Source organism: Stenotrophomonas sp. P2112 (assembly GCF_041897515.1).
GTDB lineage: Bacteria > Pseudomonadota > Gammaproteobacteria > Xanthomonadales > Xanthomonadaceae > Stenotrophomonas > Stenotrophomonas sepilia.
Window position 1 is genome coordinate 824794 of sequence record NZ_CP169216.1, and the last position, 15656, is coordinate 840449.

Below are 15656 nucleotides of genomic sequence, written 5' to 3' on the forward strand. Positions count from 1 at the left end.
CCCGAGACAATCATGATGCAAGAGTCCCCGAACCTGCTGGTCTTTTCCGGCAACGCCAACAAACGTCTGGCGCAGAACATCTGCAAGGAACTGGGGGTTCGCCCGGGCAAGGCGCTGGTCTCGCACTTCTCCGATGGTGAAGTGCAGGTGGAGATCGAAGAGAACGTCCGCAAGCAGGACGTGTTCGTGATCCAGCCGACCTGCGCGCCGAGCGCGGAAAACCTGATGGAACTGCTGGTGCTGATCGACGCGCTCAAGCGCGCATCGGTGGCCAGCGTGACCGCCGTGGTGCCGTACTTCGGCTACTCGCGCCAGGATCGCCGCATGCGCTCCTCGCGCGTGCCGATCACCGCCAAGCTGGCGGCCAAGATGTTCAGCACCGCGGGCGCTGATCGCGTGCTGACCGTCGACCTGCACGCCGACCAGATCCAGGGCTTCTTCGATATTCCGGTGGACAACGTGTATGCGTCCCCGCTGCTGCTGGCCGACATCTGGCGCGCCTACGGCACCGAGAACCTGATCGTCGTCTCGCCGGACGTGGGCGGCGTGGTCCGCGCCCGTGCGGTGGCCAAGCGCCTGGATGACGCCGACCTGGCGATCATCGACAAGCGCCGCCCGCGCGCCAACGTCTCCACCGTGATGAACATCATCGGCGACGTCGAAGGCAAGACCTGCGTCATGGTCGATGACATCGTCGATACCGCCGGCACCCTGTGCGCCGCTGCCGCTGCCCTGAAGGCGCGCGGTGCGCTCAAGGTCGCCGCCTACTGCACCCACGCGGTGCTGTCGGGCCCGGCGGTGGACAACATCACCAATTCCCAGCTCGACGAACTGGTGGTGACCGACACCATCCCGCTGAAGGACGCCGCGCGGGTGTGCAGCAAGATCCGCCAGCTGAGCGTGGCGGAAATGCTGGCCGAAACGATGCGCCGCATCGCCTTCGGCGAGTCGGTCAGCTCGCTGTACGTGGACTGAGTTTTTCGTCCCTGCCGGCAACGGCGGGGACATACCCCGGGTGCTTCTGGTCGCGGAAGCATCTTCAACCGCCAAGCCGCAAGGCGAGGCAACAACCTGAGTAGTCGAAAATGTCGAAGACCCATGAAATCAAGGTCACCAAGCGTGAACTGCAGCGTAAGGGTGCGAGCCGCCGCCTGCGTCACGCTGGTGTTATCCCGGCCATCGTGTACGGCGGCAACGCCGAGCCGGTCGCCATCAGCCTGGACCACAACGAAATCTGGCTGGCCCAGCAGAACGAGTGGTTCTATGCCTCGATCCTGGACCTGAACCTGGACGGCCAGGTGCAGAAGGTCCTGCTGCGTGACATGCAGCGCCACCCGTACAAGCAGCTGATCATGCACCTGGACTTCCAGCGCGTGAACGAGAACGAAGCCCTGACCGCTTCGGTCCCGCTGCACTTCATCAACGAAGACACCTCGCCGGCCGGCAAGGCTGCCGACGTCGTGGTCACCCACGAACTGAAGGAAGTGACCATCACCTGCCTGCCGAAGGACCTGCCGGAGTCGATCGAAGTCGACCTGGGCGAGCTGAAGGCCGGTGACGTGGTGTACCTGTCCGACATCAAGCTGCCGAAGGGCGTGGAAATCCCGGCGCTGGCGCTGGGCAAGGACCACGACGACGCCATCGTCACCGCCAAGGCCGGCAAGGCCGACGCGGCTGACGAAGAAGCGGCTGCCGCCGAGTAATACCGTTACGGTGCCTGCCTCCGGGCAGGCACCGTACTGGAAGGAACCATGGCAGGACTGCGACTGATCGTCGGTCTGGGCAACCCCGGATCTGAACACGCCCGGACCCGGCACAATGCCGGGTTTCATTTCGTTGAGGCCCTGGCGGAAAAAGCCGGTGCGCGATGGAATGTGGACAGCAAGCTGTTCGGCGAGACCGCCAAGGTCGAGATCGCCGGGCAGACGGTGTGGCTGCTCAAGCCCGCCACCTTCATGAACCTCAGCGGCAAGTCGGTCACCGCCGCGCAGCGATTCTGGAAGATCGAGCCGGAGGAAACCCTGCTGGCCCACGACGAACTGGACCTGCCGCCCGGCGCGGCACGGCTGAAGTTCGACGGTGGCCACGGCGGCCAGAACGGCCTGCGCGACACCATGCGCCTGCTCGGCCACGGCAGGTTCCATCGCCTGCGCGTGGGCATCGGCCATCCCGGCCACAAGGACCGCGTGGTGGGTTGGGTGCTGGGGCGCCCGTCGAAGGACGACGACGTGCTGATTGCACGCGCCATCGATGATGCGATCGACGTGATGCCGCTGGCGGTGCAGGGCGATTTCAACGAAGCGATGAAGCGGCTGCACACCCCGAAGTAGCCGGTAGGTACCGACCGTTGGTCGGTACGGAACCAACCAATCCGGTAGGTACCGACCGTTGGTCGGTACGGAGAATGATTGGAAAAGCAGCGCCCTGGTCGCTGTTTCCCCAATCACTTTCACCCCAGAGAGCTGTCACCCATGGGTATCAAATGCGGCATCGTCGGCCTGCCCAACGTCGGCAAGTCGACCCTGTTCAATGCGCTGACCAAGGCGGGTATCGCCGCGGCGAACTTCCCGTTCTGCACCATCGAGCCGAACGTCGGCATCGTGCCGGTACCGGATCCGCGCCTGAACGAGCTGGCGGGCATCATCAACCCGCAGAAGGTCATCCCGACCGCAGTCGAGTTCGTCGACATCGCCGGCCTGGTAGCCGGCGCCGCCAGCGGTGAAGGCCTGGGCAACAAGTTCCTGGCACACATCCGCGAAGTCGATGCGATCACTCACGTGGTGCGCTGCTTCGAGCACGGCGACATCGTGCACGTGGCCGGCAAGGTCGATCCGATCTCGGACATCGAAACCATCGATACCGAACTGGCGCTGGCCGACCTGGACAGCGTCGAGAAGGCACTGAACCGTGCCGAGCGTGCGGCCAAGGGCGGCGACAAGGATGCAGCGGCGCGCAAGCCGGTACTGGCCAAGCTGCAGGCGGCGCTGTCGGAGGGCAAGGCCGGCCGCTCGGCCGGCCTGGACGAGGAAGAGAAGGCGCTGGTGCGCGACCTGTTCCTGCTGACCCTGAAGCCGGTGATGTACATCGCCAACGTGCTGGAAGACGGTTTCGAGAACAACCCGCACCTGGAAGCCGTGCGCGCGCATGCCGCCGCAGAAGGCGCGCAGGTGGTACCGGTGTCGGCCGCGATCGAAGAAGAGCTGTCCCAGCTCGACGACGAGGACCGCGATACCTTCCTGGCAGACCTGGGCCTGAGCGAGCCGGGCTTGAACCGCGTAATCAACGCGGCCTACAGCCTGCTCGGCCTGCAGACCTACTTCACCGCTGGCGTGAAGGAAGTCCGTGCGTGGACCGTGCGCAAGGGCGCCACTGCCCCGCAGGCCGCCGCGGTCATCCACACCGACTTCGAGAAGGGCTTCATCCGCGCCGAAACCATCGCGTATGACGACTTCATCAAGTACAAGGGCGAAGCCGGCGCCAAGGAAGCAGGTCGCCTGCGCCTGGAAGGCAAGGAATACCGCGTGCAGGAAGGCGATATCCTGCACTTCCGCTTCAACGTCTGATCCGGCGGCAACGGATCGACCCCGGACGCCCCGCCCTGTGCGGGGCGTTCGCGTTTCCGGCGATGGACAAAAAATCACCACACTGCGAAACGCTTGCGGCGTGACGTTCGCCGGCACTTGTCCACAGCAAACTCCCATCGCTTTCCACGCCACATGTGGAAAACCGCACAGCTCCCCTGTAGAGCCGAGCCTACGCTCGGCTCAGGGGGGTATCAGCAGAGCGTGGGCTCGGCTCTGCCAGGTTGCCTGTGCAATATGGACAAATTTCCACCACGCTTCGAAACGCCTGCGGTGCAATGCTCGCACCCACTTGTCCACACCAAATCCCAACCACTCTCCACGGCGGATGTGGAAAACCGCGCATGGGCGTGGACAAAAAAACGCCACACCCTGAAACGCTTGGTGCGTGGAGCTCACCGCCACTTGTCCACACCAAACTCCCACCGCTTTCCACGCGGCATGTGGAAAAAGCGCCCGGCACTCCCTTGCCGGGCACTTCCCGCATCACCAGGTGTACGACACGCCCAGCTGGGCACCGACGTCGCGGAAGCCCATGCCGCCGCTCTGCCGGCTCACTTCGCCCCAGCCGCGCCAGCCGCCGGACAGATCCACCTGTACACCGGCCTTGGCTTCGTAGATGTCGCGCGGCAACTGCCGCTGCAGCCGTTCACCGTCCATCGCCAAGCCCGCGCCATTGCCGCCGGACCACCAGTTCACTGCCATGTACGGATGCACCTGGCCCTGCGCCGGGCTCAACCCGCGGCTGTAGAGGCGCAGGCCGAGGCGGGTGCTGGTCTCGTCACCACTGCGGTCTTCGACCACCGTGCCGTTGGCCTCGACCACGCGGTCGCTGTCATAGCGGCTGTGCACCACCTGCAGTTCCGGTTGCAGGTAGATGCCGCGCTGCGCGGTGCGCCGCAGGGGCAGCACATAGCCGGCTTCGGCCGATGCACTCCAGTTGCGGGCGTCATAACGTTCCTTCTGCAGGCCATCGCCCTGCACGCTGTTGCGGAAGCGGCCGTACTGCAGCCAACCATCCACATAGGCGCCGCCCTGCATGCGCGCATCCTGCAGCCAGGTGGCATAGGCACCCACACTGGTGCCGGTGACCACGCCACGCGCGGTATAGCCGGTCACCTGCGAGCGGCTGTCATTGCGCGCGCGGCCGTGGCCGAGCATCGCACCTGCCTGCAGTTCGCCCGCGCCGCCCACCTCGAAGCGACGGCCGACGCCGACCAGCACGCTGCTGATCTGCCCATCGACCTGGATCTGGCGGCTGCGGTCGTGGCTGTCGGGCTGCGCGCTCCGAAGGTGCATCCAGGCCACGGCATCGCTGCTGGCGCCGGCCTCGGCGGCGGGGTCACCGGCGCGGTCGTGCAGGCTGTGCCGGAACATGCCCAGCGCGGCGCTGCGGTTGGCCAGGTAGGCCGCCGGTTCCGGGCGTTCCACCTGCGGGCGCGGTGGATCGATCGGCGGCTCCGGCGGCAACGGTGGATCGACCGGCGGTTCCGGCGGTGACGGTGGATCGACCGGCGGCTCCGGCGGCTGCGGCGGATCAATCGGCGGTTCCGGCGGATCGACGGGTGGCACGTATTCCGAACGCAGGTACCAGTTGCCATCATCCGGGGTCGACACGCCGCCCTTGAACAGGAAGTAGTCGTAGGCACCGGCGACCGCGCGTCCCTGCAGGCTGAACTGTGCATCGGACTGGCCGCCAACGGTGATCAGGCGGATACCCTCCTGCGTCAGTGCACCGGCACCGCCGGCATTGCGCACGCTCACGCTGGCAGTGCCGCTGCTGTTGCCACTGATGACCAGCTGGTCGCCCAGCGAAGTGTCGTCACCCAGTGCACGGTTGAAGATCCACTGACCACCGTTGCCCACATAGTCGCCGCTGACAGTGACGGTCTTGAAGCCGCTTGCCCCCGGGGCATCGAAGGCGATGGTGCCGGCGTGTTCGAGCGCGCCGACGCTGGAACTGGCACGCACGTTCCACTGGCTGCTGCCATCCAGCGCAAGCTGTGCGACCTGGTAGCCTGAGTCGTTGCGCAGGGCACCGCTGAACGTGGTGCCGTTGCCCAGCACCATGCGTACGTCAGCCGTTGCGCTGTCGACCACCACGTCACCGCGCAGCGTGCTGGCGTCGGCGCTGAAGTCGATGCGGCTGGTCGCCACGCTGCTGCCATCGGTGAACACCGTGTCGCTGACCCGCAGCAGGCGCCCGCTGCCGTCGCCTGCGGTCACGTCGCTGCCATTGACGGTCAACGCATGGTTGCTGCCCTGCAGCCAGAACGCGGCGCCGCTGGCGGTCTCGATGTGGCTGTCATTGAAGGTGGCCCGGTTCCAGTACGGGCCGAACGCGGTCAGGTAGGAGCGGTAGCCACCACTGTTGCTGCCGGTCATGCGGATGTCCAGGCGATCGGCCTGGGTCAGCCGCGCGGTGTTCATGTGCACGATGCCGAACGCGTTCTCGCCGTCGCCGCGGATCGCAACGGTGTCGAGCAGCGCGGTGGCGGTGGAGCCACCGATGAACACGCCGCCACCCCCGTTGCCGCGCACGTCGATCACGTTGCCGGTGGCTTCAATGCGGCTGGCGGTGCTGCCGGTGGAACCGGTCACGCGTACGCCATAGGTCGTATCGCCGTGCGTGGTGATCCGGCCGCCCTGCACGGTGGCGACCCCGCCGGCGATCTCGACACCGTAGCCGTAGGTGTCGGTCCAGGTGTCGATGGTGCTGTCGGTCAGCTGCAGGCGCGACTCATCGCTGGCCAGCCAGAATCCGGAGTAGCCATCACGCACATCGAACGCGGCGTCGCGGGCGGTCAGCTGCCCCCAGCTGTTGATGTTCACGCCATAGCCGCCGACGGTGTAGAAGCTGCCGCCGTTGATCACTGCGCTGGAATAGGTCTTGCTGATGCGGCTGCCGAGCAGGCGCATGCTGCCACCCACCGAGTGCGCTTCCACGTTCTCCAGCAGCACGCTGCCACCACTGTCGATATCGAACCAGCCGCCTTCCATGTAGGTGTCATACAGCTCGGCGCGGCTGCCCGCGCCATCGACGGCAACGCCGGCGAGGATGCCACCGGGAGCGAGGGTGATGCGGCTGTTGCGGATCGTCAGCAGGCCTGCGCTGTCGGCGCGCAGGCGGGCACCACCGTCGGCGCTCATCTGCAGATCGGCCAGGTACAGTTCACTGCCCTTGCCGGACGCACCGGCCAGCGCCGCACCGGTACCTGTCACTGAAAGGCGGCCCCCGGTGTAACGGATCACGCCACCGTTGTAGGCCTGCACGCTGCCGAATCCGCTGCCGTTGCGCGTGGCATCGATATCGACATCGCGCGCATCGATCACGCTGCCGGCACCATTGGCATACAGTGCGTAGAAGCCCACGCCGGTAGCGGGTGCGATCGACAGGGTGGCACCGCGCAGCTGCACCTGGCCGCCACTGGCAGCAGACACGGCGCTGCCATTACCGGTCACGTTGATGCGGCTGCCGTCGATCAGTGCGCTGCTGCCAGCGCCGGTGACGGTCAGTGCGAAGCTGCCCGCGCCATGGGTGAGGACATCATCGGCACCCAGCTGCAGGTTGTTGCCATCGCTGACCTGCAGGGGCCCGGTCAGATCGGCGGCGTGGACTGGCAGTGCCGCCCACAGGGCGGTTGCCAGCAGGCTGGGAAGGAGGGGAGCAGGCGCGAGGCGCGTGCGCCCGGACGCTCGGCGGCGCCGAGTGGGGGAGGCGTACATGCTGTTGGACTTCCTGTGGCAGGGCGCAGCAGGGCTGCGCGGACTGGCGCGGCAGGGCCGCGTCGCTGCGGAAGCCACACGCGATGGCAGCTGCAGGCGCCATCGGGCTTCCGTCCCCCACGGCGACGCGGTTGCTGCCGGCAGGCGCACCATGGCGGGATGCGTCCAGCCTAGAAATCGGCACTGTCCTATGGAATCAGGCGTTTCCTAAAGCCGTCGAAGGCCCCCGCACGGGGCCGGCAGGATTCAGCCTGGAATGGGCCTCAGGCGAACAACGAGGCCTGCAGGCAGTACTCGATCAGTGCCTGGTCACTGTCCACGCCGAGCTTGCGCATCGCACTGATCTTCTGCGTGCTGACCGTCTTGGCGCTGCGCTGCAGCTGGCGTGCGATGTCGCCCACGCTCATGCCGCCGGTAAACAGCCGGATCACTTCCAGTTCGCGCGGCGACAGGCGTGCACGGACCGCATCGGCATCGGCTGGTTCGCTCGCCGCGACCGGCAGCAGGCCCGGTGGCCGGTAGACGCGGTCGGCCAGCACCACGCGCAGGGCCTGTACCAGGCTGCCCAATCCATGGCTCTTGAGCACGACGCCGCCGGCGCCGGCGGCATACATCGCTGCAACCAACGACGGATTGGACACCATCGTCAGCACCAGCAGGCGCGTCTCCGGGAAGCTGCGGCGCAGGAACGAGATCAGCTTGATGCCGTCACCGAAGCGGTCGCCCCCCGGCATGCTGTAGTCGGTGATCACGACCTGTGGGCGGGTGCGGGTCATCAGTTCGATCAGCGTCGCCGGGTCGGCCGCCTCACCCACCACGTCCAGGTCCAGTTCCCCGGCCAATACGTCGCGGATGCCGGCAAGCACGATCGGGTGGTCGTCGGCGATGAGGATCCGTGTGGTCATGGCAGGGTCGGGTCGTCAGGTGGGGAAGGGGAGGCCGCATCAAGCAGCGGATGCAACAGCTGTTCGAGGCGTCGCTGGAAGCGGGCAAGCGACGTCGCCTGGGTGGTCAGGTCATCGCCGCTCGCAAGGCTGTGCTCGATCTGCAGGCCGCTGTCCACCAGGGCGGGTGCGCCCACGATGACCAGTGCGCCACGGATGCGATGCAGTACCTGCACCACGCGCGCGGGATCGGCGCTGGCAATCGACTGGCGCAGGCTGTCCAGGTCGGCCTGCATGGTCTGCACGAACAACGCCTGCATCTTCGCGGGAACCTGCAGCGGGAGATCATCATCGCCCGTATCGGTGGATTGCGGTGCTTGCGGTGGCGCGGCAACCGCTGCATCGCCCCGGGTGATCTGGATCAGCAGGCGTTGCAGCGCTTCCAGCGTGATCGGCTTGACCAGCACGCCCTGCATGCCCGATTCCTGGCAGCGCTGGCGTTCGGCCGGGTCGGCATTGGCGGTGGCGCCGTGGATCGGCACGCTGACACCGCGCGCCCGCAAGGCGCGCGCCAGGCCATAGCCATCCATCCCGGGCATGTTCAGGTCGGTCAGCACCAGCGCGAACTCGTCCTGATGCCAGTAGCCCAACGCTTCATTGCCGTCGCTGGCGACCACGGCGCGGCAGCCGAGCTGTTCCAGCTGGTCGCGCAGGATCGCCTGGTTGATCGGGTTGTCCTCGGCCACCAGCACCTGCAGGCCGAAACGGCGCGTCGCCGGCAGGCGCCCTTCGGCGCTGGCCGCCAGCGGCTGGCCACTGGCGGCAGCCAACGCGAGCACGATCGCGTCGAACCGGTGCAGGCCAACCTGCCAGGCGCCATCGATCTGCCGTGGCCGCACGCCGCCGTCGCGGCAGGCAACCGCACGCGGTCCATCCACCCACCCGGGCAACGCGTCGTCCAGGACCAGGTCGAGCAGCACGGTGGACGACGGCAAGCCCGCCGCGCTTTCATCGCGGTATACGCTGGCCAAGGCACCGCGCTGCTGCAGGCGCTCGCACAGCGATTGGACCAGCTCGCGCACACCGCCCCGCACCTGTACCTGCAGGCCCGCAGGCAACTGCGGCGCAGGAGATTGCTGCGGATCGGCCGGCGCCGGGGGCAGCGGCAGTTCTACGCTGAAGCTGCTGCCCAGGCCGCTCTCGCTGACCACGCGCAGCTGGCCTTCCATCAACGCCACAAGATGCGCGCAGATGGAAAGGCCCAGGCCGGTGCCGCGCATCGCATCGGTGCCCGGGTTGGCCTGGAAGAACGGCTCGAACAGGTGTGCCTGGTGCTCGCTGGCAATGCCGATGCCGGTATCGGCGACCTGCCACTGCAGCCAGCAGCGCTGCTCTTGCCAGCGTGCCGAGACGCGCACCACCACGCGTCCGCTGTCAGTGAACTTCAGCGCGTTGCTGATCAGGTTGTTGAGTATCTGGCGGATCCGTGCCGCATCACCGCACACCACGGACGGCACGTCGGCATCGATGCAGGCGTAGAACTGCAGCCCTTTGCTGGCGGCCGCGGCAGCATACGAGTCGAGCGCATCCTCGGTCAGATGCACTGGATCGAACGGGCTGGGTTCCAGGCTCAGTTGCCCGGCCTCGGCCTTGCTGACATCGAGGATGTCGCTGATCAGTTGCATCAGCGTCGAGGACGAACGCTGGATCGTCCCCAGGTGGTCCCGCTGACGCGCATCCAGTGGCGTGAGTCCGAGCAGTTCGAGGGTGCCGAGCACGCCGTACAGCGGCGTGCGGATCTCGTGGCTCATGGTGGCCAGGAACTGGCTCTTGGCCCGGTTGGCCTGGTCGGCGGCACGGCGCGCCTGCTGCAGCACCTGCTCGGCTTCGTGCTGGCTGCTGAGATCGATGAACAGACACAGCACCGCCGGCTCGCCGCGATAGCGCGCCGGCGTCGCGGTCACCAGTAGGTGGCGGCCTTCGGGCGTGGTGTAGGCCAGCCCATCGCCGAGCGTGGTGCCTCCAGCGGACAGCACGCTGCGCCGCCAAGGGCCATGCCAGCCTCCGCTGTGGTGGTCTTCGCCCAGCCAGCGGCGGGCGAGGGTGTTGTCCAGCAGCACATTGCCATCGGTACGGTGCAGCAGGCACAGCCCGATCGGCGCGTTGTCCAGGATGGTGCGGCTGAAGGCTTCGCTTTCCAGCAGCCGCGCGTGGTTGCTGCGCAGCGGCTCGATGACCGAACGCCGATACGCGCGCAGCACCAGCGTGCCACCCAGTGCCAGCAGCAGGGCCACCACGGTCGCACCGAGCAAGGGCCCCTGTGGGTGCTGGAACACCTGCCGCCAGCTGACGTGGTACACCGCCAGCCAGCCGCGCTCGCTGCGCATGCGGAACTGCAGGCCTGCAAGGCCAGCCTTCCAGGAGGTGCCAGCGTCACTGGCGTCTGCTGCATCGCCCAGCAGGCGCTGGCCATCGGCATCGAACAGCGACAGCCGCTGGAACACCGGAACACCCAGCACCTGCCGGTAGTCATCGACACGTGCCGGATCGAGCAGGCACGCCAGCGCGGCCTGCGAATCCTTGCCGTCCTCACCCCACAGGCGCGCATCCTGCGGGGTGTGGGCGATGGCGAGCAGCCAGGTCTGCCGGTCGCGCCACGGCACGCTTACCCAGGCGATGCCGCCGCGCTGCAGCGTGGGCCGCGTACCCAGTGCGCGGTGGATGTCGGCGATCGCCGGTCGCAGGTGATGCGGGCTGTTCTGGCTTGCATCGGTACCGACGGTCTGTACCGGTGCCAGCAGCCCGCGTGTGCCCTGGCCATCGACCAGCAGGCATTGCGGTGGTGGGTAGCGCGAAGCGGACCAGAACGTGCCGTAGAAGCGCAGGAACCGGTCGCCCAGCTCGGTCGGTGGCGAACGACCGGCCCCCTCGCTCCCGATCACCGCGAAGTTGGCATACAACGGACCGCGTTGCAGTTCCACGCTGGCATCGGCAACCGGCTGGCCTCGTACGCCGACATCATGCAGCCGCCACTGGCGCAGGAAGCGCTCCTGCTCGCGCAACGTGCCGTCCAGGCGGCGGAAGTGGTACTCGATCTTGCTGCGCTCTTCGTTCAACAGTTGCGAGCCGGCCGACAGCAGCAGTCCGGCCTGTAGGGTCGCCAGCACCACCACGCCGATCAACAGGGCATGGACGCGGAGCGAGCGGCGAGCGAGTCGGCGTACAGGAGCGGCCTCGGCCGGCATGGCAGGTCTCAGGGCATGGGGCGGACATCGGCACCGGTGGCGGCGCGAAGTCCGCCGCTACTGCATAGACAGGATCATCAATGCCGCTTGATGTTTTTGTGAAGCCGTCGTGGAATCCGCGTCAGCGCAGGGCGGCCCGCGGTCTTTCGTCCAGTTGCGGTGCTTCCTCGTCCAGCAAACGGTTGAATTCGTCCGACGGCAGCGCCTGCGAGATCAGGAACCCCTGCACCTGGCTGCACCCTAACTGCCGCAGTGCGGCCAGGTCGGCATCACTTTCCACGCCCTCAGCCACGATGATCAGGCCCAGCTGGTTGGCCAGTGCGATCACCGTCGACAGGGTCAGGTGCAGGGCCGGGTCTCGGGCGCAGCCACTGACCAGCGCGCGGTCGATCTTGACCTCGGTGAAGGGGGTATTGACCAGGTTGTGGACCGAGCTCAGGCCCTGCCCGAAATCATCCTGGGCCAAGCCGAAGCCCTTCATGCGCAGCCGGCAGGCACCGGCATAGAAGTCGCTGACGTGCCGCGTGGTGCTGTTCTCCATCAGTTCGAAGCACAACTCGCCGGGCGTCCCGCCGTGGGCCAGGGTCAGCGCCAGCAGCTCATCGGGCAGGTCCGACTGCTCCAGCAGATGAGGCGGCAGGTTGATCGACACCGGTACCCGGAAGCCCTGCTTGCGCCAACGCGCCTGTGCGCTGATGCTGGCCTTGAGCATCATCCGCAGCAGGTCGCCCTCCAGCCCGTAGCGGCAGATCGCCGGCAGGAAGCTGCCGGCGGCCAGCGTGCCCAGCTGCGGGTGGCGCCAGCGCACCAGTGCTTCGGCCGCCACCACCCGTCCGGACTGCAGTGACTTCTTGGGTTGGAACCACGCCGTCAGGCTGCCATCGGCCATCGCCTGGCGCAGCTGCGACGCATCCGGTTCGGGGACTGCCGCTGCCGCGAGTGAGGGGGCCTTGTCGGTGGCCGGGCGCGCCTGCGCCAGCGCCTCGAACAGCGCGTCCACGTCGGCGGCCGCCACCGGCTTGGGCAGCAGGCCGATCACATCCAGCCCCAGCGATTCGGCCATCAGCCGTGCCGAGGTCATCATCCGCCGCGGGGCCGCGCTGACCACGGCAAGGCGCGGCGGGCGTGGTTGCGCCGCCAGTGCCTGGATGAACTGGATGCCGTCCTGCCCGGGCATCAGCAGGTCACTGACCACCAGGTCGTAGGGCTGGCAGGCACACAGTGCGATGGCGGCATCCACGTCTTCGCAGGCATCGACCTGGACACCGGCGCGGCTGCCGAACAGATTGGCCAGGAAACCACGCTGGAAGGGCTGGTCTTCCAGGATCAGGACGCGCTGGGTCATGCGGGGTCTCCTTGGCGCAGGGCGGTGAGCGCCTTGCGCAGGCGGGCGATGTCGACGGGTTTGCTGAGGTAGCCCTGCATGCCACTGGCCAGGCAGCGCTCGCGCTCCTCTGCGGTGGCATTGGCGGTGGCGCCGATCACCGGTACCGGGTTGCCGTCATCGCGCAGCTGGCGGGCCAGCGCGTGGCCGTCCATGCGCGGCATGTTGATATCGGTCACCACCAGATCGAAGCACTGCTCACGGCACCGCTGCAACGCTTCCATGCCATCCTGTGCCAGCTCCACGTCGCAGCCGAGGGTGCGCAGCTGCTCGGCCAGGATCACCCGGTTGATCGGGTTGTCCTCGACGGCCAGCACACGCAGGCCCAGAGGCATCGGTGGTGCCGTACGCGTGGCCACCGGCTGCGCTGCACGCTGGTGCTGCACGCTGGCCAGCGCCTTGCCGATCGCGGTCATGCTGTGCAGGGTCACCACCAGGCTGCCATCACCGGCAGTGATCGGCTGGTCACCGCCCTCGATCGAAGCCACCACGCGCGGGCCCGACCAGGCCAGCGGCATCCCGGCTTCGCCATCCATCAGGATCGCACCGTCATGGTCCAGCAACGCCGGGTCGCCAAGCAGGGGCTGCGCGTTGGCGCCCCAGCGACACAGCCAGCCACAGGCACTGTCGACCAGTTCGCGGTCGCGGCCGCGCACCAGGATCGGTGGTTCCGGCAGTAGTGTGGGGCCATCCTCGGCAGCGGCCAGCACCGGCAACGGCAGGCGGACGCTGAAGCTGCTGCCCAGCCCGGGTTCGCTCACCACCTGCAGCTCGCCGCTCATCAGGCGTACCAGGCGGTCGCTGATGGACAGGCCCAGGCCGGTGCCCTGCGCGCTGGCTGCGCCGCGGACCTGGCGGAACGGTTCGAACAACCGCGCCTGTTCCTCCGCAGCGATGCCCACGCCGGTATCGGTCACCTGCCAGGCCAGCACGCTCGATTCAGCTTCGCGCTGCACCTGGCGCACGCGCAATACCACCCGGCCATGCTCGGTGAACTTGATTGCATTGCTGAGCAGGTTGCCCAGCACCTGGCGGATGCGGTCGGCATCACCGAGCACCCGTGTCGGCAGGCTCGGATCGGTACAGACCAGGATCTGCAGGCCCTTGCAGGTGGCCGACGCGGCGAAGCTGCGCAGCACGCTCTCGGTCAGCTCGCGCGGCGAGAATGCCGTCGGCTCCAGGCTGAGCTGGCCTGACTCGATCTTGGAAACATCCAGCACATCGCTGATCAACTGCAGCAGGACCGACGAGGAACTCTCGATGGTGCGCAGGTACTGCGACTGCCGGGCGTCCAGCGAGGTGTGCCCCAGCAGCTCCAGCGTGCCCAGCACGCCATACAGCGGGGTGCGGATCTCATGGCTCATGGTGGCCAGGAACGCGCTCTTGGCCTGGTTGGCCGCATCGGCGGCCTGGCGTGCCGACGACAGTGCGGCCTGTGCCTGGCGGTGCCGGGAAATATCATGGAAGACGCATAGCAGCACATCATCGCCCTGGTAGCGGCAGGCCGCGTGCAGCACCTGCAGCTGGCGCCCATCGCGGGCGGTGAATTCAAGTCCACGCCCGCGTTCGCCGGCATGTCCGCGCCATGGTGCCTGCCAGTCGCTGTGTTCGCCTTCTTCGCCGAGCCAGTCGCGCAGCAGCTGGTTGGAGAGCAGCAACGCGCGGTCGCTGCGGCGCAGGACGCAGATGCCGACCGGTGCCATGTCGATCACCGTCGAACTGAAGTCCAGGTTCTCCAGCAGGCGGCGGTGCTGCTGCAGGGCCGGCTCGATCAGCTGGAGCTCCACGCGATGCCGTATCAGGCGCAGCGCAACACCGGCCAGCAGCAGCAAGAGCACGCAGGCCAGCAGGGGCACGGCCAGGTCGCCCAGCAGCAGCTGTGGCGGCAGGTGGTAGACCAACCGCCAGCCGTCATTGCCGACACTTTTCACCAGCGCTACGCCGCGCGGCAGGCCGCCGCTCCACAACGTGCCGAAGCTGTCGTCCTGGCGCTCCCGCAGGGTCTTCCAGCCCGCACCATCCAGCCGCGGTGCCTGGCTGGACAATGCAGGCTGCCCAGCACGGTCGAGCAGCGCATAACCGCCAATGCCCTGGCCGTCGATCATGCTCGCCGCCGCCGCGCCATCGAGCAGCAGCACCAGCCACTGCGCCGGTTGGGGGCCCGCCTGTACCGGCTGCGCCAGCGCAACGCCACTGTCACCCGGCCGCAGCCAGTACACCGGGTCTGCACCCTCGAGGCTGCCGCTGCGTGCCTGCAGCGCACGCAGCGATGGCAGGTGCACCAGGTCGACGTCGACCTCGCCCCCGGCCAGCCAATGCGCGCCGTGTGCATCGATCAGCAGCAGGTGCGTCTGCAGTGCCTGCAGCGTGTGCTCAGCGCGCGCTGACAGCAGCAGCCGCTGGCCCGGCTGGCCACCGGGACCATCCAGCGGCAGCTGTCGCACGCCCTCGCTGTCTGCGGCTGGTGCATCCGGGTTGCCGGCCAGCACCGAATCACCCAGGTAGCGCAGCAGGGCTTCGCGCTGGTCGAAATAGATCTGTGCCTTGTAGGCCGCTGCATTCATCTCGCGGCGATGGGTCGAGATGTCTTCGGTGAATGCCGTGAGCAGGTAGAATCCGGCCGCGGCGGCCAGGCAGATGAAGACGCAGACGGTCAGGCAGCGCAGCAACACCGACGCGGTGGTTGATGGCACGGCCTGCTGCAGCGAAGGGCGGGGAAAGCGGAGCATGCAACGATGCTAGGGAGCGGCGCTGATGGCGCGGAATCAGCTGTTTCCTAAAATCCCCCGCTGGCCGGTCAGGCCGGAGCCTGCGCGTGGGTACCGTTCAGGCGGCG

At 67.5% G+C, this 15656-nt stretch carries 9 protein-coding genes; 4 read left to right on the forward strand and 5 right to left on the reverse strand.

What is annotated here, in order from left to right; all coding sequences use genetic code 11:
- Nucleotides 1-15: 15 nt before the first annotated feature.
- The 4 genes from ACEPA4_RS03825 to ychF all read left to right on the forward strand — a co-directional run bounded on the left by ACEPA4_RS03825 (nt 16) and on the right by ychF (nt 3563).
- Nucleotides 16-975, forward strand: coding sequence for a ribose-phosphate diphosphokinase (locus ACEPA4_RS03825; protein ID WP_005415400.1), 960 nt, complete (start codon nt 16-18; stop codon nt 973-975).
- Between the two features lie 110 nt (nt 976-1085).
- On the forward strand, nt 1086-1703 hold the full coding sequence (locus ACEPA4_RS03830) for a 50S ribosomal protein L25/general stress protein Ctc (protein ID WP_065178966.1): 618 nt from the start codon (nt 1086-1088) through the stop codon (nt 1701-1703).
- A 48-nt stretch (nt 1704-1751) separates the two neighbouring features.
- Entirely contained in the window at nt 1752-2330 is a 579-nt protein-coding gene (pth, locus tag ACEPA4_RS03835) for an aminoacyl-tRNA hydrolase (RefSeq protein ID WP_164230394.1), read from the forward strand.
- Between the two features lie 141 nt (nt 2331-2471).
- Nucleotides 2472-3563 carry a redox-regulated ATPase YchF gene (ychF, locus tag ACEPA4_RS03840; protein WP_005415403.1) on the forward strand — a complete coding sequence of 364 codons (1092 nt, stop codon included), beginning with the start codon at nt 2472-2474 and terminating at the stop codon, nt 3561-3563.
- 504 nt (nt 3564-4067) lie between these two features.
- Here ychF and ACEPA4_RS03845 read toward each other — a convergent pair.
- The 5 genes from ACEPA4_RS03845 to ACEPA4_RS03865 all read right to left on the reverse strand — a co-directional run bounded on the left by ACEPA4_RS03845 (nt 4068) and on the right by ACEPA4_RS03865 (nt 15549).
- Nucleotides 4068-7307, reverse strand: coding sequence for an autotransporter outer membrane beta-barrel domain-containing protein (locus ACEPA4_RS03845; protein ID WP_262090084.1), 3240 nt, complete (start codon nt 7305-7307; stop codon nt 4068-4070).
- Between the two features lie 263 nt (nt 7308-7570).
- Entirely contained in the window at nt 7571-8212 is a 642-nt protein-coding gene (locus ACEPA4_RS03850) for a response regulator (RefSeq protein WP_049416983.1), read from the reverse strand.
- On the reverse strand, nt 8209-11436 hold the full coding sequence (locus ACEPA4_RS03855) for a hybrid sensor histidine kinase/response regulator (protein WP_262090085.1): 3228 nt from the start codon (nt 11434-11436) through the stop codon (nt 8209-8211). The genes ACEPA4_RS03850 and ACEPA4_RS03855 overlap by 4 nt, the downstream gene beginning before the upstream one ends.
- A gap of 121 nt (nt 11437-11557) precedes the next feature.
- Complete coding sequence (locus ACEPA4_RS03860; protein WP_088496492.1) at nt 11558-12781, reverse strand: EAL domain-containing response regulator; 1224 nt, start codon at nt 12779-12781, stop codon at nt 11558-11560.
- Nucleotides 12778-15549, reverse strand: a complete 2772-nt coding sequence (locus tag ACEPA4_RS03865) for a response regulator (protein WP_262090087.1) — start codon at nt 15547-15549, stop codon at nt 12778-12780. Before ACEPA4_RS03865 ends, ACEPA4_RS03860 begins: the two co-directional genes overlap by 4 nt.
- Nucleotides 15550-15656: the final 107 nt, after the last annotated feature.